Annotated in this window: 18 protein-coding genes and 1 pseudogene; 8 read left to right on the top strand and 11 right to left on the bottom strand. The window is 73.4% G+C overall.

Going from position 1 to position 21,219, the window contains the following annotated elements:
- From E1265_RS15845 to metH, 4 genes and pseudogenes are all read right to left on the bottom strand, one after another.
- A pseudogene (locus E1265_RS15845) lies at positions 1-302 on the bottom strand (serine/threonine protein kinase); the annotation flags it as partial.
- Between the two features lie 264 nt (positions 303-566).
- On the bottom strand, positions 567-1,250 hold the full coding sequence (locus E1265_RS15840; protein ID WP_347877202.1) for an ABC transporter substrate-binding protein: 684 nt from the start codon (positions 1,248-1,250) through the stop codon (positions 567-569).
- Positions 1,251-1,329: 79 nt separating this feature from the next.
- Positions 1,330-2,094: an HAD family phosphatase gene (locus E1265_RS15835; RefSeq protein WP_132930950.1), complete on the bottom strand. Its 765-nt coding sequence runs from the start codon at positions 2,092-2,094 to the stop codon at positions 1,330-1,332.
- Positions 2,095-2,222: 128 nt separating this feature from the next.
- Positions 2,223-5,747 (bottom strand): methionine synthase, encoded by a 3,525-nt coding sequence (metH, locus tag E1265_RS15830; protein ID WP_132930949.1) that lies wholly within the window; start codon positions 5,745-5,747, stop codon positions 2,223-2,225.
- Between the two features lie 244 nt (positions 5,748-5,991).
- Between metH and E1265_RS15825 the strand changes: the two genes are divergently transcribed.
- The 5 genes from E1265_RS15825 (at position 5,992) to E1265_RS15805 (ending at position 12,079) form a co-directional block, all read left to right on the top strand.
- Entirely contained in the window at positions 5,992-6,765 is a 774-nt protein-coding gene (locus E1265_RS15825) for an IclR family transcriptional regulator (protein WP_132930948.1), read from the top strand.
- A 147-nt stretch (positions 6,766-6,912) separates the two neighbouring features.
- Positions 6,913-7,725 carry an MIP/aquaporin family protein gene (locus tag E1265_RS15820; RefSeq protein WP_132930947.1) on the top strand — a complete coding sequence of 271 codons (813 nt, stop codon included), beginning with the start codon at positions 6,913-6,915 and terminating at the stop codon, positions 7,723-7,725.
- A 44-nt stretch (positions 7,726-7,769) separates the two neighbouring features.
- Complete coding sequence (gene glpK / locus E1265_RS15815; protein WP_132930946.1) at positions 7,770-9,308, top strand: glycerol kinase GlpK; 1,539 nt, start codon at positions 7,770-7,772, stop codon at positions 9,306-9,308.
- Between the two features lie 5 nt (positions 9,309-9,313).
- Entirely contained in the window at positions 9,314-10,933 is a 1,620-nt protein-coding gene (locus E1265_RS15810; protein ID WP_132930945.1) for a glycerol-3-phosphate dehydrogenase/oxidase, read from the top strand.
- 165 nt (positions 10,934-11,098) lie between these two features.
- Positions 11,099-12,079: a PAC2 family protein gene (locus tag E1265_RS15805; protein ID WP_132930944.1), complete on the top strand. Its 981-nt coding sequence runs from the start codon at positions 11,099-11,101 to the stop codon at positions 12,077-12,079.
- A gap of 60 nt (positions 12,080-12,139) precedes the next feature.
- Here the strand turns inward: E1265_RS15805 and mshC are convergent, their stop codons facing one another.
- From mshC to E1265_RS15780, 5 genes are all read right to left on the bottom strand, one after another.
- A complete protein-coding gene (mshC, locus tag E1265_RS15800; protein WP_132930943.1) occupies positions 12,140-13,369 on the bottom strand; it encodes a cysteine--1-D-myo-inosityl 2-amino-2-deoxy-alpha-D-glucopyranoside ligase in 1,230 nt (409 codons plus the stop codon).
- Between the two features lie 72 nt (positions 13,370-13,441).
- Complete coding sequence (locus tag E1265_RS15795; RefSeq protein ID WP_132930942.1) at positions 13,442-14,305, bottom strand: SCO1664 family protein; 864 nt, start codon at positions 14,303-14,305, stop codon at positions 13,442-13,444.
- Positions 14,266-14,859 carry a DUF3090 domain-containing protein gene (locus tag E1265_RS15790; RefSeq protein ID WP_132930941.1) on the bottom strand — a complete coding sequence of 198 codons (594 nt, stop codon included), beginning with the start codon at positions 14,857-14,859 and terminating at the stop codon, positions 14,266-14,268. Before E1265_RS15790 ends, E1265_RS15795 begins: the two co-directional genes overlap by 40 nt.
- An 87-nt stretch (positions 14,860-14,946) precedes the next feature.
- Positions 14,947-15,639: an MSMEG_4193 family putative phosphomutase gene (locus tag E1265_RS15785; RefSeq protein WP_132930940.1), complete on the bottom strand. Its 693-nt coding sequence runs from the start codon at positions 15,637-15,639 to the stop codon at positions 14,947-14,949.
- Positions 15,640-15,694: 55 nt separating this feature from the next.
- Positions 15,695-16,744 (bottom strand): LLM class F420-dependent oxidoreductase, encoded by a 1,050-nt coding sequence (locus E1265_RS15780; RefSeq protein WP_132930939.1) that lies wholly within the window; start codon positions 16,742-16,744, stop codon positions 15,695-15,697.
- Between the two features lie 81 nt (positions 16,745-16,825).
- Between E1265_RS15780 and E1265_RS15775 the strand changes: the two genes are divergently transcribed.
- On the top strand, positions 16,826-17,812 hold the full coding sequence (locus E1265_RS15775; protein WP_132930938.1) for an aldo/keto reductase: 987 nt from the start codon (positions 16,826-16,828) through the stop codon (positions 17,810-17,812).
- Positions 17,809-19,755 carry a helix-hairpin-helix domain-containing protein gene (locus E1265_RS15770; RefSeq protein ID WP_243740825.1) on the top strand — a complete coding sequence of 649 codons (1,947 nt, stop codon included), beginning with the start codon at positions 17,809-17,811 and terminating at the stop codon, positions 19,753-19,755. Before E1265_RS15775 ends, E1265_RS15770 begins: the two co-directional genes overlap by 4 nt.
- A 7-nt stretch (positions 19,756-19,762) precedes the next feature.
- Here E1265_RS15770 and E1265_RS15765 read toward each other — a convergent pair whose 3' ends face one another.
- Positions 19,763-20,425 carry a hypothetical protein gene (locus E1265_RS15765; protein ID WP_132930936.1) on the bottom strand — a complete coding sequence of 221 codons (663 nt, stop codon included), beginning with the start codon at positions 20,423-20,425 and terminating at the stop codon, positions 19,763-19,765.
- Positions 20,426-20,472: 47 nt separating this feature from the next.
- Between E1265_RS15765 and E1265_RS15760 the strand changes: the two genes are divergently transcribed.
- Positions 20,473-20,661 (top strand): DUF5703 family protein, encoded by a 189-nt coding sequence (locus E1265_RS15760; protein ID WP_132816844.1) that lies wholly within the window; start codon positions 20,473-20,475, stop codon positions 20,659-20,661.
- 92 nt (positions 20,662-20,753) lie between these two features.
- Here E1265_RS15760 and E1265_RS15755 read toward each other — a convergent pair.
- On the bottom strand, positions 20,754-21,219 hold a 466-nt coding region (locus tag E1265_RS15755; RefSeq protein WP_132930935.1), incomplete at its 5' end, for a chaplin.

Genomic DNA, 21,219 nt, shown 5'->3' with positions numbered 1-21,219 from the left:
GTCGAGGCCGGGGCGGGATCGGGGGTCCCCCGAGTATGCGGGTCTTCGTGTGCGAGCAGTTGTGCCACGTCCTGCCCCAGCTGGGCCAGGATGGCGGCCGGCAGCCATGGACCGAGGTAGTGGTACTGCGTCTCTTCCCGGGCACGGAGCGCGTCGAGGAACGGCCGGGCGGCCGGGTCCTTGGCCAGACAGTCATGGATAAGAGGGAGGAGTGATTCGGGGACGCCGGTAAGGTCCGGCTCCTCGTTCACCACCCGGTACATGATGGCGTGCGCCTGACCGTCGGGGGCCTCGAAGGGCATGTGTCCGCAGGCGGCGAAGGCAAGCACCCCGCCCCACAGGAACGCGACCCCGATACCGACGGCCTCCCGGGTGTGCCGGCGCCATCATCGCTCCGCGGCCTCGCACGCCCGCGAACAGAACCGGGCGTCGCTGCGGGCCGTCGCCCGCAACGGCTTCCAACAGTGCGCGCACCGGCGCACCCGCCCGGCCATGCCTTCACCGTACGCCCGAGCACCCGGCACGGACACCCTCGGTGAGACCCATCCGAAATCCGTCACGTTCAGCTACGTGTCGGTTGGATCGCCGCTCGTTAACGGCACCCCTAGTCGGGGTTGACGTCGAAGACGGACTCGTCCGCGCCGTGGCTCTCCAGGGTGTAGGGGCCGGAGCCCACCCCGGCCGTCCGTGCGCAGCGCGCCGGCCGGGTACTCGCGGTGGTTGACGATGGAGCCGGCGCCCGACGCGGTCTTCTGCGGGAAGGTCGCGTCCGGCCGGTTGAGGTGGAAGGTGACGGTGTGCTCGTCGGGGGTGTCGATGCGGTCTATGGAGCTGAGCAGCACGGCGGGGCCGCTCGGGTCGTCGATGCGCAGCGTGCGCTCGAAGGAGAACCTGACGTCCTCCGAGGTGAGCTCGTCGCCGTTGCTGAAGGTGAGGCAGTCGCGGAGGGTGCAGGTGAAGCGGCGGCTGGCGCGGTCGGTGAAGCCGCACTGCTCGGCGGCCTCCGGCTGGGGCTCAACGCCGCCGGGCGGGAAGCTGAGCAGCGACTGGAAGACGTTGTTGAACACCAGCCAGAAGCCCGGGTCGTAGCCGGCGGCGGGGTCCGTGGCCAGCACGGCGTCGGTCATGCCGACCACGATCGGCTCGCCGGTGCCCGGGCCGTCCTCGCCGCCCGGCAGGCAGCCGCCGAGCAGGCCGGCGACGGCGACCGCGACCAGGGGGAGCGCCGGTCGGGAGGCTCGCTTCCTCACCGGTGCCGCCCTCGTCCCAGTTCGCTCACGGATCGGCCCTAACGTCAGCCCCGGGTTCGGTGGCCCATGGTGACAAAGCTCACGGGCCGACCGGGGACGGCTCGGGCCCGAGGCCGATCGCGCCGGCCTGGCCGAGCGGTGCGGGCGCGACCGGCGCGTGGAGGCCGCGCAGGAAAGCCAGGTCGACGTGCTCGAGTGAGGCGATCACGGTGCGGCCGGCGGCGGGCGGGATCGGGGCCACGGAGGGCACCGCGACCACCCGGCAGCCGGCGGCCTCGGCGGAGGCCACGCCGGTGACGGTGTCCTCGATGGCGACGCACCTGGCGGGGTCGGCGCCGAGCCGGGCGGCGGCGGTCAGGTAGGGGTCGGGGTGCGGCTTGGTGCGGGTCAGCTCGTCCCCGGCGACAGTGAGCGTGAAGTGCTCGGCGCCGAGCGAGCGCAGCATCCGGTCGATGACGGTGCGGTGCGAGGCCGAGACCAGCGCGGTGGGGACGCGGTGCGCGGTCAGCTCGGCCAGCAGCCGGCAGGCGCCGGGCATCAGCGGGACGCCCCGGTCCAGGCGGCGCAGGAACGCGGCGTTGAGCAGGTCGCGGACCTCGTCGAGGGTGATGTCGGCGCCGGTGACCTCGATCAGGTATCCGGCGCTGCGGGTCATGGGGCCGCCGACCACGACCTCGCGGTGCTCGTCGGCCAGGACGTGCCCGAGGCCGGCGAACACCTCGACCTCGGCGTCCCACCAGAAGCCCTCGGTGTCGACCAGCGTGCCGTCCATGTCGAGCAGGACGGCCTGCGGGGTCGAGCCGAGGGACAGCCGGGCGTCGACGACCTGGTAGGAAGACGTCATCCGCACACCTCCACAGGGGGCAGGAAGGCCGGCCGTCTCGGGAGACGACCGGCCTGTTCCGGACCGATCAGTTTACTTTGCCGGTGAAAACCCGACGAGTCCGTGCCGGTCCAGTACGCCCGATCGGGTTAGCGTGCGTTGAAATAGTTGGCTTCCGGGTGGTGAAGGATGATCGCGTCCGTGGACTGCTCCGGGTCCAGCTGGAACTCCTCGGAGAGGGTGACGCCGATCCGCTCGGAGTCCAGGAGCTGGGCGATCTTGGCCCGGTCGGCGAGATCGGGGCAGGCCGGGTACCCCAGGGAGTAGCGGCAGCCCTGGTACTCGGTGCGGAACATCCCGTCCAGCTCGGCCGGGTCGGCGCCCGCGATGCCGAGGTCGGCGCGGACCCTGGCGTGCCAGTACTCGGCCAGAGCCTCGGCGAGCTGCACGGAGAGGCCGTGGAGCTCCAGGTAGTCGCGGTAGGAGTCGGTGGCGAACAGCTCGGCGGTGGCCTGGCTGACCCGGGGGCCGACGGTGACGGTCTGCAGGGCCACCACGTCCGGCTCGCCGCTCTCGGCCGGGCGGAAGAAGTCGGCCAGACAGAGGTGGCGGCCGCGGCGCTGGCGGGGGAAGGTGAAACGGGTGCGCTCCTTGCCGTCCTCGTCGAGGATGACCAGGTCGTCGCCCTCGGCGTGGCAGGGGAAGTACCCGTAGACCACGGCGGCCTCGAGCAGGCTCTCGGTGTGCAGCCGGTCGAGCCAGCCGCGCAGCCTCGGCCGGCCCTCGGTCTCCACGAGCTCCGCGTAGTCGGGCCCGCCGTCCCGGGCGGCCTTCAGCCCCCACTGGCCCTTGAACAGCGCGCCCTCGTCGAGCCAGGCCGCGTAGTCCTTGAGGGGGATGCCCTTGACCACCCGGGTGCCGAGGAAGGGCGCGGTCGGGATCGGCACGTCGGTGGCGGTGGCCGAGCGGACCCGCGCCGGGGCTGCCTCGCCCTCCGAGACCTCGCCCCGGGGGCGGGCGGCCACCCGCCGCTTCTTCAGCTCGGGCAGGGTGGCGCCCGGCACGCCGCGCTTGACGGCGACCAGGGCGTCCATGAGTCGCAGGCCCTCGAAGGCGTCCCTGGCGTAGCGGACCTCGCCCTCGTAGATCTCGTGGAGATCCTGCTCGACATAGGCGCGGGTCAGGGCGGCGCCGCCGAGGATCACCGGGTAGTCGGCGGCCATGCCGCGCCGGTTCAGCTCCTCCAGATTCTCCTTCATGATCACCGTGGACTTCACCAGCAGCCCGGACATCCCGATGACGTCGGCCCGGTGCTCGGCGGCCGCGTCGAGGATGGCGCCGACGGGCTGTTTGATGCCGAGGTTGACGACGGTGTAGCCGTTGTTGGTGAGGATGATGTCGACGAGGTTCTTGCCGATGTCGTGGACGTCGCCGCGGACGGTGGCCAGCACGATGGTGCCCTTGCCGGCGTCCCCGGTCTTCTCCATGTGCGGCTCGAGGTGGGCGACCGCCTGCTTCATCACCTCGGCGGACTGGAGCACGAACGGCAGCTGCATCTGCCCCGAGCCGAACAGCTCGCCGACCACCTTCATCCCGGCGAGCAGCGTGTCGTTGACGATCTCCAGGGCCGGGCGCTCGGTCAGCGCCTCGTCAAGGTCGGCCTCGAGGCCGTTGCGCTCGCCGTCGATGATGCGGCGCTTGAGCCGCTCCTCGAGCGGCAGGGCGAGCAGCTCCTCGGTCTTGCCGGCCCGCATCGACTTGGCGTCCACACCCTCGAAGAGCTGCAGGAAGCGCTGGAGCGGGTCGTAGCCCTCGCGCCGCCGGTCGTGGATCAGGTCGAGGGCGACCTCGACGTGTTCCGGCTCGATCCGGGCGATGGGCAGGATCTTGGCGGCGTGCACGATGGCCGAGTCCAGGCCGGCCTTGACGCACTCGTCGAGGAAGACGGAGTTGAGCACGAGCCGGGCGGCCGGGTTGAGGCCGAAGGAGATGTTGGACAGGCCGAGGGTGGTCTGCACGCTGGGGTGGCGCCGCTTGAGCTCCCTGATGGCCTCGATGGTGTTGACGCCGTCCTTGCGGGACTCCTCCTGCCCGGTGCAGATGGTGAAGGTGAGGCAGTCGATGATGATGTCGTGCTCGGCCACGCCCCAGTTGCCGGTGAGGTCGGCGATCAGCCGCTCGGCCACGGCCACCTTGTGCTCGGTGGTACGCGCCTGGCCGGTCTCGTCGATGGTGAGGGCCATCAGCGCGGCGCCGTGCTCGACGGCGAGGGCGGTCACGGTCGCGAACCGGGAGTCGGGCCCGTCGCCGTCCTCGTAGTTGACGGAGTTGATGACCGCGCGGCCGCCGAGCTTCTCAAGGCCGGCCCGGATCACGGCCGGCTCGGTTGAGTCCAGCACGATCGGCAGGGTGGAGGCGGTGGCCAGCCGCCCGGCGAGCTCGCTCATGTCGGCCACGCCGTCCCGGCCGACGTAGTCCACGCACAGGTCGAGCAGGTGGGCGCCCTCGCGGATCTGCTCGCGGGCCATCTCCACGCAGTCGTCCCAGCGGCCGTCGAGCATGGCCTCGCGGAACTTCTTGGAGCCGTTGGCGTTGGTGCGCTCGCCGATCGCCAGGTAGGAGGCGTCCTGTCGGAAGGGCACGGTCTGGTAGAGCGACGCGGCGCCCGGCTCGGGGCTCGGGTCGCGCGGCGGGGGCGTGAGCCGCCCAACGCGCTCCACCACCTGCCGCAGGTGCTCGGGCGTGGTGCCGCAGCAGCCGCCGACCAGGGAGAGCCCGAACTCGGCGATGAAGGACTCGTGCGCGTCCGCCAGCTCGCGGGCGGAGAGCGGGTAGTGGGCGCCGTCCTTGCTGAGCACGGGCAGCCCGGCGTTGGGCATGCAAGAGATCGGGATGCCGGCGTGCCGGGCCAGGTAGCGCAGGTGCTCGCTCATCTCGGCGGGGCCGGTGGCGCAGTTGAGGCCGATCACGTCGATGCCGAGGGGTTCGAGCGCGGTCAGCGCGGCGCCGATCTCGGAGCCGAGCAGCATGGTGCCGGTGGTCTCGACCGTCACCTGCACCATCAGGGGCAGCGAGGCGCCGGTCGCGGTCAGCGCGCGGCGGGCGCCGAGCACGGCGGCCTTGGTGCCGAGCAGGTCCTGGGAGGTCTCCACGAGCAGCGCGTCGGCGCCGCCCTCGACGAGCCCCTCCGCGTTGCGCTGGTAGGCGTCCCTGAGGGGCGCGAAGGTGGTGTGGCCGAGGGTGGGGAGCTTGGTGCCGGGACCCATGGAACCGAGCACCCAGCGCTGCCGGCCGTCCGCGGCCGAGAACTCGTCGGCGACGGCGCGGGCGACGGCGGCGCCGGCCGCGGAGAGCTCGCCGATCCGGTCGGCGATCTCGTACTCGCCGAGCGCGCTCAGGTTGGCGCCGAAGGTGTTGGTCTCGACGCAGTCGACGCCGGCCTCGAAGTAGGCGCGGTGGACGTTGCCCACGATGTCGGGGCGGGTGACGTTGAGGACCTCGTTGCAGCCCTCGAGCTGCTGGAAGTCGTCCAGGGTGGGGTCCTGCGCCTGGAGCATGGTGCCCATGCCGCCGTCGGCGACCACGATCCGGGAGGCCAGGGCCTCGCGGAGGGCTGCGGCCCGGTCGGGCTGGGAGACGGTTGACGGACTGGACGCGGCACTGGACAAGGCCATGGGAAGCTCCCGGGGATGCGACGGCTGTCGGCTATGCGCCCGGCGGCGAGGCGTTGCCCCAGGACGGGCGCACCTGGTCAGGGTAGCGGTTGGGGCCGTCCGAACGGGGAGCCGTTCCGACCGGTGGACGGTCTTAGACTCATTTCTCGGCGCCGGGGGTATCGACATGACCCGCTCTCGTTCGACAATGCCGAACGACGCCCGGCACAGGGCGGGGTGGAGCGTGAAGCAGGGAGGCGGCCTCATGGGGCGGACCATCCAGTCGCTCGAACGCGCGGCGGCCGTGCTGCGTCTGCTGGCCGGCGGCGAGCGCCGCCTCGGCCTGTCGGACATCGCCTCCGCGATAGGTCTCGCCAAGGCCACCACGCACGGGCTGCTGCGCACCCTGCAGCAGGAGGGCTTCGTCGAGCAGGACCCGAGCTCCGGCAGGTACCAGCTGGGCGCCGAGCTGCTGCGACTGGGCAACAGCTACCTGGACGTGCACGAGCTGCGGGCCCGCGCCCTGGTGTGGACGGACGACCTGGCGCGGGCCAGCGGCGAGGCGGCGTACCTCGGGGTGCTGCACCAGCGGGGGGTGCTGGTCGTGCACCACGTCTTCCGGCCGGACGACAGCCGGCAGGTGCTCGAGGTGGGCGCGATGCAGCCGCTGCACAGCACGGCGCTCGGCAAGGTGCTCGCGGCCTTCGACCCGGTGGCGCACAACGAGGCGCTGGAGAGCGACTTCGCGGCCATCACGGAGCGCACGGTGACCGACCCGGCGACCTTCGAGGAGAACCTGGAGCTGGTGCGCTCCCGCGGCTGGGCCAGCGACGTCGGCGAGACCTGGGACGGGGTGGCCTCCATCGCCGCGCCCATCCTGGACCGGCGGCGGATGCCGGTGGGGGCCGTGGGAATCACCGGGGCCGTGGAGCGTATGCGGTCCGCTCCCGCGGGGCAGGATCTCGATCCCCGTCTCGTGGCGGCCGTGCGGGACTGCGCGCGGTCCGTGTCGCGCGACCTCGGAGTCGGCCGTTTCTAGGACAATCCAGACACCTCTGGGTTTTCTGCCGCACACCCCTTGACGGCAGCCCCCCTGGGGAGAAAACTGCCGTTCGATGGTCGACAATGCCGAACGATGGACGGTCGTCGGCCAGGAATCCCTGGACGAAGGACAAAGGAGTCACGGGTGTCCAGCTCCGACATCTTCTTCGGCGAGGTCATCGGCACCGCCACACTCATCCTGCTCGGCACCGGCGTCGTCGCCGGCGTCATCCTCAAGAAGTCGAAGGCGTTCGACGCCGGCTGGCTGGCCATCACCTTCGGCTGGGGCATCGCCGTCCTCTCCGGTGTCTACGTGTCGACCCAGCTGTCCGGCGCGCACCTGAACCCGGCCGTCACGCTCGGCATCGCCATCGACTCCGGCGTGTGGCGCAACGTTGGCACCTATGTCGCCGGCCAGATGGTCGGCGCCATGCTGGGCGCCTTCCTCACCTGGCTCGCCTACTACGGGCACTTCAAGGCGCACCTCACGGACCACGAGATCGTCAGTGGCTCCCGTACGCCCGGCGCAAAGGCGTTCGACGAGACGCGCGAGATCCAGGAGCGGCGCGACGCGGCGGCCGGGCAGCCGGGCCCCGTGCTCGGGATCTTCTCCACGGCCCCGGAGATCCGCAACACCGTGCAGAACCTGGCCACCGAGATCATCGGCACCATGGTCCTGGTCCTGCTGGTGCTCAGCATCGGCCTCAACGACGGGCTCACGGTCTCCGGCACCGGCGGCCTGATGGTCGCGCTGGTCGTCGTCGGCATCGGCCTCTCGCTCGGTGGCCCGACCGGCTACGCCATCAACCCGGCCCGCGATCTGGGGCCGCGCATCGTCCACCAGTTGCTGCCCCTGCCCAACAAGGGCAGCTCCGACTGGAGCTACGCCTGGATCCCGGTGGTCGGCCCGCTGGTCGGCGGGGCGGCGGCGGCCGGCATCCACAGCGCCCTCTTCTGACCCGCCCACCCCCCGCCGAACCGCCGTTATCAGGAGCCGCCGTTATGTCGGAAACCCACGAGTCCGCCGACGCCCCGCGCGAGTACATCGCCGCCATCGACCAGGGCACCACCTCGAGCCGCTGCATCGTCTTCGACCGCGACGGCCGGATCGTCTCGGTCGACCAGAAGGAGCACGAGCAGATCTTCCCCAAGCCCGGCTGGGTGGAGCACGACGCCGCCGAGATCTGGACCAACGTGCAGGAGGTGGTGGCCGGCGCCCTGGAGAAGGCCGGCATCACCCGCGAGCACGTCAAGGCCATCGGCATCACCAACCAGCGCGAGACGACGCTGCTGTGGGACAAGGCCACCGGCGAGCCGGTGCACAACGCCATCGTCTGGCAGGACACCCGCACCGACGCCCTCTGCCGCGAACTCGGCCGCAACGTCGGCCAGGACCGCTTCCGCCGGGAGACCGGGCTGCCGCTCGCCTCCTACTTCGCCGGGCCCAAGATCCGCTGGCTGCTGGACAACGTCCCCGGCCTCCGGGAGCGGGCCGACCGGGGCGAGATCCTCTTCGGCACCATGGACTCCTGGGTCATCTGGAACCTGACCGGCGGCCCGGACGGCGGCGTGCACGTCACCGACGTCACCAACGCCTCCCGCACCCTCCTGATGAACCTGCGCACCCTCGACTGGGACGAGCGGATCGTCAACTCCATCGGCGTGCCGCCCTCGGTGCTCCCCGAGATCCGGTCCTCGGCCGAGGTGTACGGCACGGCCAAGGGCGGGGTGCTCGACGGCGTGCCGGTGGCATCGGCCCTGGGCGACCAGCAGGCGGCGCTCTTCGGCCAGACCTGCTTCGCCGTCGGCGAGGGCAAGTCCACCTACGGCACCGGAACGTTTTTGTTGATGAACACCGGCACCGAGGCCATCAACTCCTACGCCGGGCTCATCACCACCGTCGGCTACCGGATCGGCGACCAGGCCCCTGTCTACGCGCTCGAGGGCTCCATCGCCATCACCGGCGCCCTGGTGCAGTGGATGCGCGACCAGATGGGCCTCATCAACAGCGCCGCCGAGATCGAGACCCTGGCCCGCTCCGTCGAGGACAACGGCGGCGCCTACTTCGTGCCCGCCTTCTCCGGGCTCTTCGCCCCCTACTGGCGCTCCGACGCGCGCGGCGTCATCACCGGCCTCACCCGCTACGTCACCAAGGCGCACATCGCCAGGGCCGTGCTCGAGGCCACCGCCTGGCAGACCCGCGAGATCGTCGACGCCATGAAGAAGGACTCCGGCATGGAGCTCACCACCCTCAAGGTGGACGGCGGGATGACCTCCAACAACCTGCTGATGCAGAACATCTCGGACTTCCTCGACGCGCCGGTGGTGCGCCCCATGGTCTCCGAGACCACCTGCCTCGGCGCCGCCTACGCGGCGGGCCTCGCCGTGGGCTTCTGGACCGACATCGAGGACCTGCGCCAGAACTGGCGCCGGGCCGCCGAGTGGACCCCGCAGATGGACGCGGCCGAGCGCGACCGCGAATACCAGTTCTGGCTCAAGGCCGTGCAGCGGACCATGGGCTGGCTAGACGAGGAGAACTGACGATCATGAACATCCCGCAGCCGACCACGGGTTCACCCAGCACCACCGGTCCCGCCGGGATAGCCGCGGCCGCCCGGCGGGCCGAGACCAGGGACCGGCTCGCCACGGCGACCTGGGACCTGCTGGTCGTCGGCGGCGGCATCCTGGGCACCTCGGTGGCCTGGCACGCCGCCCAGTCCGGGCTGCGGGTGGCGATGGTGGACGCCGGCGACTTCGCCGGCGCCACCTCCTCCGCCTCCTCCAAACTGGTGCACGGCGGGCTGCGGTACCTGCAGACCGGCGCCGTCCGGCTCGTGGCCGAGAACCACCATGAGCGCCGGGTGCTCGCCCGCGACGTAGCCCCGCACCTGGTCAACCCACTCACCTTCCACCTCCCGGTCTACCGGGGCGGCCCGCACGGCGCTGCCAAGCTGGGCGCCGGCGTCTTCGCCTACTCCGCGCTCTCCGCCTTCGGCGACGGTGTCGGGCGCGTCATCACGCCCGCCAGGGCCGCGGCCCTCAACCCCGCCCTGCGCACCGAGAACCTGCGCGCCGTGGCCGTCTACGGCGACCACCAGATGAACGACTCCCGGATGGCCGTGATGACGGTGCGCGCCGCCGTCCAGTCCGGGGCTGCCGTCCTCAACCACGCCGAGGTCGTGGGGCTGCGCTTCAGCCACGGCCGGGTCACCGGCGCCGAGCTGCGCGACCGGCTCAGCGGCGACGAGTTCGGCATCGACGCCCGCGTGGTGCTCAACGCGACCGGCCCCTGGGTCGACCACCTGCGGCGCCTGGAGGACCCGGGCGCGGCCCCCAGCATCCGGCTCTCCAAGGGCGCCCACCTGGTGCTGCGACGCACCAAGCCGTGGCGGACCGCGCTGGCCACCCCGATCGACAAGTACCGCATCACCTTCGCGCTGCCGTGGGAGGACCAGCTGCTGCTCGGCACCACGGACGAGGCGTACGATGGCGACCCGGCCGACGTGCGGGCCACCGAGGCGGACATCCGGCAGATCCTGGACGAGGCCGCGTTCTCCGTCCGCGACGAGCAGCTCGACCGCTCGCTGCTCACCTACGCCTTCGCCGGCCTCCGGGTGCTGCCGGGCGGCCCCGGCGGGGTGGAGTCGGCGCGGCGCGAGACGGTGGTCACCGAGGGCCGCGGCGGCATGCTGTCCGTGGCCGGCGGCAAGTGGACCACCTACCGGCACATCGGCCGGACGGTGCTGCGCAAGCTGGCCGCCCAGCCCACCGTGCCGCTCGCCGAGGACATGGCGCCGGTCTCCGACCTGGTGCGCCGGGTGCCGCTGCCCGGGGTCGCCAACCCCAACGCGGTCGCGCACCGGCTGCTCGTCGACCGGGAACCAGGTGCCCGCATGGACCCGCTGACCGCCCGCCAACTCGCGACGCACTACGGTTCGTTGGCCTTCGAGATCGCCCGCCTGGTGCGCGCGGACCCGGCGCTCGGCGAGCGTGTCCACCCGGACGGACCCGAGATCTGGGCCCAGGTCGTCTACGCCCGCGACCACGAGTGGGCCGAGACCGTCGAGGACGTGGTCCGCCGCCGCACGACGCTGACCATCAGGGGCCTCGACACCCCGGAGGTGCGCGCCCGGGTGGCCGACCTGCTCGGCCTGCCCGCCGCCTGACGGGACGGCAACCGCGCGACACGGCTGCCCCGCTGCCCCGCTGCCCCCGCGCACAGGCGTACGAGGACTCCGGCCTGGGCACGGTCACGCCGTAGGCTGGGGCCGCACGCAACACAAACGGCAGCCGGGCCGGGCTCCTCCCGCCCGGCCGGGAGGAGGCGCTGGGTGATCGAGCTCGAAGGAGTTCCCGAGCTGGTCGACCCGGTCATGGTGGCCGCGTTCGAGGGCTGGAACGATGCGGGTGACGCCGCCTCCGCAGCGGTCGCTCATCTGGAGCGGGAGTGGAAGGGCGAGGTGTTCGCGGCGCTCGACGCCGAGGACTACTACGACTTCCAGGTCAATCGGCCGCACATCTGGCTCGACGGCGGGGTGCGCCGCGTCACCTGGCCGACCACCCGGCTCTCGGTGGTCAGGATCGGCTCGGAGAACGGCCCGGTGAAGCGCCGCGACCTGGTGCTGGTGCGTGGTATCGAGCCCAGCATGCGCTGGCGCTCGTTCTGCAACGAGCTTCTGGGCTTCGCTCACGAGCTCGGCGTGGAGATGGTGGTGGTGCTCGGCGCGCTGCTCGGCGACACCCCGCACACCCGGCCGGTGCCGGTCACCAGCGTGACCTCGGACGAGGACCTGGCGGTCCGTCTCGACCTGGAGGAGTCCCGCTACGAGGGGCCGACCGGCATCGTCGGCATCCTGCAGGAGGCGTGCACCCACGCCGGGGTGCCCGCCGTGACGCTGTGGGCCGCGGTTCCGCACTATGTGGCGCAGCCGCCCAACCCCAAGGCGTCGCTGGCGCTGCTGCACGCGCTCGAGGACCTGCTAGGGGTGGGGATCCCGCTGGGGGACCTGCCGGAGGACGCCAGGGCGTGGCAGATCGGCGTCGACCAGCTGGCCGCCGAGGACAGCGAGGTCGCCGAGTACGTCAAGTCCCTTGAGGAGGCCAGGGACACGGCGGAGCTGCCGGAGGCGTCGGGCGAGGCGATCGCCAAGGAGTTCGAGCGCTATCTCCGGCGCAGGGACGGCCAGGCCCCGCCCGGGGACACCGGCTCCTATCTGCGGGACCAAGGCAGCGGCCGGACCAGGCCGCGGCGCCGGCCGACCGACGGCGAGCAGGGCCCGCAGGAGCCGGGTCCCGCGGACGGCGAGGACTGACCCCCGCTCCGCGACCGAGCCCCGTCCGGGACCGAACACGGTCCCGGACGGGGCTCGGCGTCAGAGGGCCACGCCGAGCAGCGCGTCCACAGCGCGCGTCACCACGCCGGGACCGCCCGGCTCGCCGCCGGCGCCCCCCTTCTGCCTCTCGGCCCAGCGGTCGACGGCGGCGAGCGCCGCCGGCGCGTCCAGGTCGTTCGCCAGGGCCGCGCGCACCTCGTCGACCACGCCGTCGGCCGGCGGCCCGTCCGGCCGGGAGACCGCGGCACGCCAGCAGGCCAGGCGCTCCACGGCGGCGTCGAGCACCGCGTCGGTCCACTCCCAGTCGGCGCGGTAGTGGTGGGCGAGCAGGGCGAGGCGGATGGCGGCAGGGTCGACGCCGGCCCGGCGCAGCTGGGAGACCAGCACCAGGTTGCCCCGGGACTTGGACATCTTCTCGCCCTGGTAGCCGACCATCCCGGCGTGCGCGAAGGCGACGGCGAAGGGGTGCTCGCCGGTGAGCACCTGGGCGTGCGAGGCGCCCATCTCGTGGTGCGGGAAGGAAAGGTCGGAGCCGCCGCCCTGGAGGTCGAAGCCCATGCCCAGGTGCTCGAGCGCGATGGCCACGCACTCGATGTGCCAGCCGGGGCGCCCGGGGCCGAGCGAGCCGCCGTCCCAGGACGGCTCGCCCGCGCGGGCCGCGCGCCACAGCAGCGGGTCGAGCGGGTTCTTCTTGCCCGGCCGCTCCGGGTCGCCGCCGCGCTCGGCGGACAGGGCGCGCATGACGTCATGGTCGAGGTGGGCCACCCCACCGAAGCGCGGGTCGGCGTCGACGGAGAAGTAGACGTCGCCCTCCACGTCGTAGGCGGCGCCCTTGGCACGCAGCCGCTCGACCAGCGGCACGATGGCCGGTATGGACTCCACGGCCCCCACGTAGTGGCGCGGCGGCAGCATCCGCAGGGCCGTCATGTCCTCGCGGAACAGGGTGGTTTCGCGCTCGGCGAGCGCGGTCCACTCCTCGCCGGTGGCGGCGGCGCGCTCCAGCAACGGGTCGTCGACGTCGGTCACGTTCTGGACGTAGTGCACCTGGCGCTTGGTGTCGAGCCACACCCGCTGGACGAGGTCGAAGGCGGTGTAGGTGGCGGCGTGGCCCATGTGGGTGGCGTCGTAGGGGGTGATGCCGCAGACGTAGAGCCGGGCGACGGGGCCGGGAGTCAGCGTCACCCGCGCGCCGGCGGCGGTGTCGTGAATCGTGAGATCACGCCCCTGACCGGGCAGAACGGGGACTTTGGAAGCAGGCCAGGCATACATGCCCCGAGCCTAACCGCCTGCCCCGGCGCGGCACGACAGGGCAGTGGCCGGTCGCGGCCGGTCGGGGCCGGATCAGATGAGCGGCCAAGGGATGGCGGGCCACTCCCCGCCGGGCAGTGGGTGCCGCCCGGAGCTCAGCAGCGCGGCCGTCCTGGCCCGCAGCGCCCGGCACTCGTCCTCGGTGAGCAACGTCAGCAGCCGGGCGAACAGCGGTCGATCGTCCGCGAGTTCGACATCGAGGCCGCGCAGCGCCGTCAGCACGGCGGCGGGCAGCGGCTCGCCGGCCCACCCCCACAGCAGGGTGCGCAGCTTGTCCTCGGTGTGGAAGGTGACGCCGTGGTCGATGCCGTAGAGCCGGCCGTCGGGGAGCGGCAGCAGGTGGCCGCCCTTGCGGTCGCCGTTGTTGATCACGGCGTCCAGGGCGGCTATCCGGCGCAGCCGCTCGTCGTCCGCGTGGACCAGCAGGGCGGTGCGCCCCTCCCCCACCTCGGCGCGGCCGACGGCCTTCCAGCCCGGCTCGGGCCGCTCGGCCTCGACCAGCGCCAGCAGGGACAGCGGCCCCTCACCGTCCTCCTCGGCCTCGTCGTCCGCCGGCTCGTCGGGCGCGGGGCCGACCCACAGCTGGCACATGCCGGTGCCGAGCGGACCCTCGCGCAGCACGGTGGGCGGCACCGCGTCCCAGCCGAGGGCGCGGCAGACCTCGTAGGCGGCGACCTCGCGCTGGGCGAGGGTGCCGTCCGGGAAGTCCCACAGCGGGCGCTCCCCGGCGACCGGCTTGTAGACGCAGGGCACTCGCCGGCCGGCCAGTTCGGCGGTGGCGTAGAGCACGGCGTTGGAGGCGTCGGGGATGCGGCCGTGGATCGTCAGCTCGCCGTGCTCGAGCGCCTCGTCGACGGTCACGCCCGGGTGCGGCGGTATCCGTTCTGGCGCGGACATACGTGTCCCTCCGGGTCGAGCGGCAGACTGCACAGCGGGCAGGGCGGGCGGCCGGCGTTGACCACCTCGAGGGCGCGCTTCGCGAAGGCGCGGGCCATGGTGCCGCTGAGCCTGACCCGCAGCATCGGCGGACCGTTCTCGTCGTCGCGCAGCAGCCGCTCCTCGGCCTCGGCGAACTCCTCCTCGGAGTCGGCGTCGAGTTCGACGAGGGCCTGGGCCTCGACGATCATGCGCTCGCTCTCGCTGTCCCAGGCGAGCGCCATGGTGCCGACGCGGAACTCCTCCTCCACCGGACTCTCCAGCGGGGCGGTGTCGGCGAGCTCGGACGGGGCGACGGCCGGCACCGACGTGTTGCCGCCCGAGCGCCGCACGACCTCGTCGAGCAGCTCGTCGATACGCTCGGCCAACGCCTCGACCTGGGCCTTCTCCAGGGCGACGCTGGTGGTACGGCCGGCCGCCGAGGCCTGTAGGAAGAAGGTACGGCGGCCAGGCAGCCCGACGGTCCCGGCGACGAAGCGGTCGGGAGGGTCGTAGAGGAACACCTGACGGGACACGCACTGCTCCGGGGGTCGACGTGGTTTACGACACTGGCACCCTACTGCGCTCGGCGATCAAGCTGCCCGGCGCACGTCTCATCCGTCCTACGCGCCGCCGCCCACCGGGGACCTGGTGGCCTCGGCGGCGTCCCGCGCGGCGGCCTCCGTGTCGGGGACGAACTCGGCCAGATCGCCCGTGTCGCCGAAGCGCAGCAGGAGCGGCTGCTCGCCGTACCTGAGGGCGCTGACGGACGCCGGATGCGGCACGAGCCGCTGGAAGAGGTCGAGGTGGAGGCCGAGGGCGTCGGCCACGATCGCCTTGATGTTGTCGCCGTGGGTGCACATCAGCCAGACGGCGTCCTGACCGTGTTCGGCGGCGATCCTGGCGTCCCACTCGCGGGCCGCGGCCACCACCCTGGCCGACACGGCGCGCAGCGACTCGCCCCCGGGGAAGACGGCGGCGGACGGCTGCCGCCGGACGGTGACCATCAGCGGCTCCTCGGCGAGCTCGGCCAGCTTGCGGTTGGTCCACTCGCCGTAGTCGCACTCGACGACCCGCTCCTCGGCAAACGCGGGCAGGCCCGGACGGTCGGCGAGGAGCGGGGCGACGGTCTCGGCGCAGCGCTGCAGCGGGCTGTGCACGACGGCGGCCAGGGGGACGCCGGCGAACCTGGCCGGGAGCGCGGCGGCCTGGGCCGAGCCGTAGGCGTCGAGGCTGACGCCGGGGGCTCGGCCGGCGAGCAGGCCGGCCGAGTTGGCGGTGGTGCGGCCGTGGCGCAGGAGCAGCAGGGTGGGCATGGACTCAGGGTAGGTCAGCGGTCGGACGGTGGGGTCAGCGGCGGGCACCCACCGGTCAGCCGAGGCCTGACCTGTCCAGGGCCTCGGCGGCGGCGCGCAGCCCGGCGAGGCGCTCCTCGAGGGAGGCGCCGCCGGGGAAGACGGAGAGGGTGGTGACGCCGGCCTCCGCGAAGCGCGCCATCCGGTCGGCGAGGCGGTCGACCTGGCCGAGCAGCGCCGTGTCGTCGATGAGCTGGAGCGGCACGGCGGCCTCGGCGGCGGCGCGGTCGCCCGACAGGTAGTGCTTCTGGATCTCGGCCGCCTCCTCCTCGTAGCCCATGCGCTGGGCGAGGCTGTTGTAGAAGTTCTGCCGGCGGCTGCCCATCCCGCCCACGTAGAGTGCGGTGTACGGCCGGAACTGGTCGGCGAGCGCTTCCAGGTCGTCGCCCACGGCCAGCGGCACGGAGGGCACGACGTCGAAGCCGTCCAGGGTGCGGCCGGCCCGCTCGCGCCCGGCCCGCAGGTGGCTGATGGTGGTCTGCTCGGCGTGCGCGGGCGAGAAGAAGAGCACCAGGGCGCCGTCGGCGATCTCGCCGGTCTGCGCGAGGTTCTTCGGGCCGACGGCCGCGACGTAGATCGGGATCCGCTCGCGAACCGGGTGCACGGTGAGCTTGATGGGCTTGCCGGGTCCGTCGGGCAGCGGCAGCGTCCAGTGGTCGCCCTGGTGGGTCAGGCGCTCGCGGGACAGCACCTTGCGCACGATCTCGACGTACTCGCGCGTGCGCGCCAGCGGGTGGTCGAACCTGACCCCGTACCAGCCCTCGGAGACCTGGGGCCCCGAGACGCCGAGGCCGAGCCGGAAGCGGCCGCCGGAGAGCGAGTCGAGGGTGGCCGCGGTCATGGCGGTCATGGCCGGCGCGCGGCCGGGAATCTGGAAGATGGCGGAGCCCACGTCGATGCGCTCCGTGTGCGCGGCCACCCAGCTCAGCACCGTGGCGGCGTCCGAGCCGTAGGCCTCGGCGGCCCAGCAGACCGCGTAGCCGAGCCGGTCGGCCTCCCGGACGACCGCAAGGTTGTCCTTGTCCATCCCGGCTCCCCAGTAGCCGAGGTTCAGTCCCAGCCTCATCCCCACTCCTCACGCTGCGTACTGGCGAGTAACTACCCATCCCGCCGACTGTAACGGGGGCCACAAGTACGCTCAACACCCATGGATCACAGGCACCTGGGCCGCACCGGCCTGCGCGTCTCCCGGCTCGGACTCGGCACCCTCACCTGGACGAGGGACATCGGCGAGCAGGACGCCTCCGAACTGCTGAAGACCTTCTGGGAGGCGGGCGGCAGCCTGGTGGACACGGCCGACGTCTACGCGGACGGCGGCGCCGAGTACCTGCTCGGCCGGCTCATCGGCTCCGTGGTGCCGCGCGAGGACCTGGTGATCGCCACCAAGGCGGGCAGTGTGCCGGACCCCTACCGCAGGTTCGACGGCTCCCGCGGGCATCTGCTGGCCGCGCTCGACGCCTCGTTGGAGCGGCTCGGCACCGACCACGTCGACCTCTGGCAGCTGCACGCCTATGACCCGGTGACCCCGCTCGAGGAGACCCTGCAGGCCCTGGACATGGCGGTGGCCAGCGGCCGGGCGCGCTATGTGGGGGTGTCCAACCTCTGCGGCTGGCAGCTTGCCAAGGCGGCCACGTGGCAGTTGGGTGCGCCGGGGGCGCGCGTCCGGCTGGCGAGCACCCAGATGGAGTACTCGCTATTGCAGCGAGGTGTGGAACGCGAGGTGCTCCCCGCGGCGCTCGACCTCGGGATCGCGCTGCTGCCGTCCTCGCCACTGGGCCGTGGGGTGCTGACCGGCAAGTACCGACAGGGGGCGGTCCCGGCGGACTCGCGGGGCGCGTCCGACCAGCTCGCGCCCTTTGTCGCGCCCTATCTGGACGAGGCGGCCGGCCGGATCGTGGACGCGGTCTCCATAGCCGCCGACGGTCTCGCCGTGACCCCGCTGCAGGTGGCGCTCGCCTGGGTGCGGGACCGCCCGGGCGTCGGCGCGCCGATCGTCGGCGCGCGCACCGCGCGGCAGCTCGGCGAGGCGTTGTCAGTGGAGGACCTTAGCCTTCCTCAGGAGATCCGCCAGGCGTTGGACGACGTCTCGGCGCCTGAGCACCGCTACCCCGACCACGACTGGAGCTCGCTGTGACCGCACCGAACGCCCCCCAGGACCCGCGCCAGGCGGACGCGGCGGACTCCGTGGCAGCGCGGCTGCGGGAGGCCGTGCGGGCGGTGGAGAGCGGCGAGCGCTCCGCCGACTCGTTCTTCACCAGGCCGCAGCCGCCGCCGAGGCCACGCCCGGCCCCCGGTCCCGCGTCCGCGCGGGGCGCCGCCCCCGAGCGTGACCCGGCGCCCGTGCCGGTGCCGGCCGGGTTGCCCGCGCTGCTCGCGGCCGGCGGCGCGCCCGAGGCGCTCGCCGGCCGGGTCGCGACCGCCCTCGGCGAGGGCGCCGAGCGTGAGCTGCGGGACGACCCGTGGCGGCTGCTCGCGGTCGAGGGCGTGCGCCCCGAGCAAGCGGACGGCTTCGCCAGGGCATTGCTCGGGGCCGAGTGCGCCCCGGGGGACGAGCGGAGGACGCGGGCGCTGACCGGCTGGCTGCTTGAGCGCGCGGCCCTGGCCGGCCACACCGCGCTGCCGATGGCGGTGGTCGCCGAGCGGCTGGCCGGGCACGGCGTGCCGGACCCGGAGGCCGCGGTCAGGGACGCGGTGGAGGCCGGCGCAGTGCTGGTCTTCCAGGACCGCGCCGACGACCAAGCCGCTCTCGCCGGCGCCGGCGAGAGAGAGGACGAGGAGGCGCCGGTCCGGGTGCTGCTCGGCCTCGACCGCTGCGCGCTGGCCGAGGAGAGCCTGGCCGACGGCCTCGCCCGGCTGCGCGGCACCTTCGCCGGTCCGGGCGGCGCCGACTGGGCGGCGGCCGCCGAGGCCGCGCCCTCGCCCTCGCCCTCGGCCGGCGAGCTGATCCGGGCGGTGGCCGGCGCCGCGCTGGTCGCCCACACCGGCGGGGAGGCCGCGCGGGCGGAGCCCGCCGCGCTCGTCGGGGCGGCCCTCGACCTCGGGCTGCGGGCCTGCGCGGCCTCGCACACCCCGGACGGGCGGCAGCGCCTGGCCGCGCTGCTGCCCGAGGACGCCCGGGCCGCGGTCACGGTGGCCGGGCTGCTGGCCGGCGCCGAGGGCCCCGAGCGGGACGCGGAGGGCACGCTGCCGCTCGATCTGCTGGTGGTGCTCGACGCCGGCCAGCTGACGGCCGAGTCGGCGGCCTCGCTGGTGGAGTCGCTGCCGGACGGCGCCCGCCTGGTGCTCAGCGGCGACCCGCTGTCGCTCGGCCCGGCCGGTCCCGGGCGCGTCCTGGCCGACGTCCTGGCCGCCGGCTGGTGCCCGCACGTCAGGTCCCGGACGCCCGATCCTGGGCCGGTGGGCGAGTTGGTCTCGGGCGTCGGGGTCGGCGAGCTCCTTCGGGTGGCGGCCCCGGGCAACGAGGTGGTGATCGTGCCGGTCCGCGATCCGGGCGAGGCCGTGCACCGCACCGTGCAGTTGGTCACCGACTCCATTCCCCGTGGCTTCGGGCTCGCCCCCGGCGAGGCCCAGGTGATCACGCCTGGCCACGGCGGCCCCGCGGGCACCAGGGCGCTGAACGCCGCGCTGAAGGAGCGGCTCAACCCGGGCCCCGGCCGGTTCGACGGCTTCGATCCGGGCGACCGGGTGGCGCACTCGCCGGCGCCCGGGCGGATGAGGCTGGCCACCGTCGTCGAGGCGGACGCGACCGGGCTGTGGTTGGAGGGGGCCGACGGCAGGTTCGCGGTGCCCAGACAGCACCTCGCCGACACGCTCAGGCACGGCTGGGCGGTCACGGCGCACCAGGCGGCCGGCGCCCGCTGGCCGGCGGTCGTGGTGGTGCTCCCGGGGGACGCCGCCGGCGTCATCGACCGGGCCTGGGTGTACACGGCCTTCAGCCGCGGCGCCGTCCACCTGTCGGTGGTGCAGGGCGCCGGGCCGGCGCTGGCCGGCGCGGTGGCCGCGCCGCCGCCCGCCCCGCCGACGACGCGCCTGCGCGCGCTGCTGCGCGAGCAGGCGGCCCAGGCGCCCGCCGGATAGCGGCAGGTCAGCCCACGCTGTCCAGGTCGTCCTCTTCGAACGCTTCGCTGATATCGAAGCGGCAGATGATCCGCTCCGGGTCCACGGCGTCGAAGGGGGCGGCCAGCCACTCCCCCGGCTCCGCCGCCTCGTCGCTCGCGGTCACCCAGAGTGTGGCGTCCCCCTCCTCGAGGCCGAACTCCTTGTGCCGGGAGGCCAGCTCATCCGGGTCGAACTCGCCGAAGAGCACGCCGAGCGCCGGCTGCAGGCCACGCGCCGGTCCTTCCTCCGTGTCGGCGTCGGCGAACGTCAGGTCGCCGGCCTCCGGGTCGAGCTCGGCCACCCGCTTGGCCTGGGCCAGCAGCCGCTTGGGCTCCACCACCGTGTAGTCCCTGCGGATGAAGACGCTCAGGGCCTCGGGCTCCTCGGGACCGGCATAGGGCACCCCGCCCTCCGTCTCCGGCACCTCGAACGGGGTGACCTCGTCGTAGACGTCGTACAGCAGCTCGTCATACACCTCGCCCGCGGCGGCGAGCTCGTTGAACGCGGCGAACACCGCGGCGTCCCCCTCGGCCGCCCCGGGCGCCGCGGCGCGGCCTTCGACGGCGGCGAGGTGCCGGTCGATCGCCGCCTTGAGGGCGTCGGCGGCGGCGCGGACTTGGGCAGCGGTGGGCTGCACAGCATCAGACATGGTGCAGACGGTATCGGCATCCGGGGCTTGCCCGCACAATAGATTCGATGCCGGAATACGAGTTTCGCGATGTGTATGTTCCGCGGGGGGTCTCCCGTGCCGCCGCCACGCGCCTGCTGACCGAACACGCCGAGTACGGTCACTGGGAGCTGGCCCAACTCCGCCTGTATCCCGACGGCAGCCGCCAGGTGCGGCTGCGCCGGCGGATCATCCGCCAACTCCGCGCCACCTGGTAAGCCCTCCACCCCCGTCCCCATAACGAGGAGTGGGTCCCGTGCCTGGCACGGGACCCACTCCCTGCGGCCGGCCGGCCCCGGAGGGCCGGCCCTCAGCCCTGGCTGCCCACCCGGGTCCGCCGGTAGAGCACCGTCCCGCCGATCAGCAGCCCGCCGCCGACCGACAGGATGGCGCCGAGCGGCAGCTCGCTGCCGGTCTCGGCCAGCTCGCCGTCCGCCGACTCCTCCTCGGCCGGAGCCTCGGCGACCGAGCCCGCGGGCCGCGGCCCCGACTCGTCCTCCGGGTCGCCCGCGACCGGGTCGTGCGCCTCGGGGCCCTCGGGCGCCTCGGAGCCCGGGTCGTTGGGCTCGCCGGGACGCTCGGGCCCCGGCCCCTCCGGCTGCTCGGGACCGCGCGGCCGCTGGTGGTCGTCCTGGTCGCACTCGTTGCCGAAGACCGGGTTGAGCACGCCGACGGCGTCCACGCTGTTGCCACAGACCTGGACCGGCACGTCCACCGGAACCTCGACGTTGTTCCCCGAGCCGACACCCGGCGAGTCGACCGCCACCGCCCCGGCC

This window comes from Streptomyces sp. 8K308 (genome assembly GCF_004348315.1).
In the GTDB taxonomy this organism is placed as follows: domain Bacteria; phylum Actinomycetota; class Actinomycetes; order Streptomycetales; family Streptomycetaceae; genus Streptomyces.
Note: the sequence above shows the minus strand (reverse complement) of the source record. Positions and strands in the feature narration are given on the sequence as shown.